The sequence below is a fragment of the Micromonospora tarensis genome (genome assembly GCF_016803395.1).
GTDB classification, from domain to species: Bacteria; Actinomycetota; Actinomycetes; order Mycobacteriales; family Micromonosporaceae; genus Micromonospora; species Micromonospora tarensis.
The window spans coordinates 1-1,681 of record NZ_JAEVHL010000485.1 but is presented as its reverse complement, the minus strand read 5'-3'; the positions used below and the strand labels follow the sequence as shown (position 1 = coordinate 1,681).

The 1,681-nt window shown below is 71.3% G+C and carries 1 protein-coding gene; it reads right to left on the bottom strand.

Going from position 1 to position 1,681, the window contains the following annotated elements:
- Nucleotides 1-1,681: alpha-1,4-glucan--maltose-1-phosphate maltosyltransferase (locus JM949_RS35795; protein WP_203152454.1), on the bottom strand; the 1,681-nt coding region annotated here is incomplete at both ends.

Below are 1,681 nucleotides of genomic sequence, written 5' to 3'. Positions count from 1 at the left end.
GGCACCTCGGCGACGGTGAGGTCGGCCGGCTCGGCGCCGGCCGGCTGCGGCGCGGCGGGCGGCGTCGGGCGGCGCACTGTCAACACGTGCGCCGGTTGCAGGTACGGGTCGAGCCGCACCGCGTTGCGCTGACCCCAGTCGTAGCTGGTGCCGGTCAGCTCGTCGTACACGGTGAACCGCTCGTGCCAGTCGAAGCCGAGCGCCGGCATGTCCAGGGTGGTGTTGCCCCACTGCACGGTGTGCGAGTCGAACGAGCAGATCACGATGACGGTGTTGCCGGTCTCTGGGTCGTGCTTGGACCAGCAGAGCAGCGCCGGGTTGTCGATCTCGTGAAAGCGCAGGTTGCGCAGCTGGTGCAGGGCCGGGTTGTCCCGGCGTACCCGGTTGAGGGTGGTCAGGAACGGGGCCAGCGAGCGGCCCTGCGCCTCGGCGCCGGCCCAGTCCCGGGGGCGCAGCTCGTACTTCTCGTTGTCCAGGTACTCCTCGGCGCCCGGCCGGGCCACGTGCTCGAACAGCTCGAAACCGGCGTACAGGCCCCAGGAGGGGGAGAGCAGCGCGGCCAGCACCGCCCGGATCTTGAACATCGGCGGGCCGCCGTGCTGCAACGAGGAGTGCAGGATGTCCGGCGTGTTCGGCCAGAAGTTGGGTCGCATGTAGTCGGCCGACGCGACCAGCTCCTCGCAGTACGCCCGCATCTCGGCGGCCGTCGTGCGCCAGGTGAAATAGGTGTACGACTGGGTGAAGCCGATCTTGCCGAGGCCGTGCATGATCGCCGGCCTGGTGAACGCCTCGGCCAGGAACAGCACGTCCGGGTCGACCGCCTTCACCTCGGCGATCAGCCAGTGCCAGAAGTCGAACGGCTTGGTGTGCGGGTTGTCCACCCGGAAGATCCGGATGCCCTCGCCGACCCAGTGCAGCACCACCCGCAGCACCTCGGCGCGGATGCCCTCCGGGTCGTTGTCGAAGTTGACCGGGTAGATGTCCTGGTACTTTTTCGGCGGGTTCTCCGCGTACGCGATGCTGCCGTCGGCCCGGGTGGTGAACCACTCCGGGTGCTCGGTGACCCACGGGTGGTCCGGCGCGCACTGCAACGCCAGGTCCATCGCCACCTCAAGGCCCTGCGCCGCCGCCGCCTCGATGAAGGCCCGGAAGTCCGCCAACGTACCCAGGTCGGGGTGGATCGTGTCGTGGCCGCCCTCGGCGGCGCCGATCGCCCATGGCGAGCCCACGTCGGTCGGCCCGGCGGTGAGCGCGTTGTTGCGGCCCTTGCGGTTGATCCGGCCGATCGGGTGGATCGGCGGCAGGTAGAGCACGTCGAAGCCCATCGCGGCCACCCCCGGCAGCCGCTCGGTGGCGGTGGCGAAGGTGCCGGAGCGCCCACCCGCCGCTCCTTCGGAGCGGGGGAAGAACTCGTACCAGGCCGAGAAGAGGGCCCGCTTGCGGTCAACCCAGATCGAGTACGCCTCACCGGCGGTCACCAGCTCCCGCACCGGGTGCTCCCAGAGCAGGTCGGCCAGGGCCAGCGCCGGGTCGACCCGTTGCGCCAGCGGCAGGTCGGTGTCGACCAGCGCGGTGAGCGCGTCGGCGACCCGGGCCCGGTCGGCGGCCGGCACCAGCTCGCGGGCGGCGGCGAGCACGCGTGCGCCCTCGGCCAGGTCGTTGGCGGACGATCGGCCGGCCC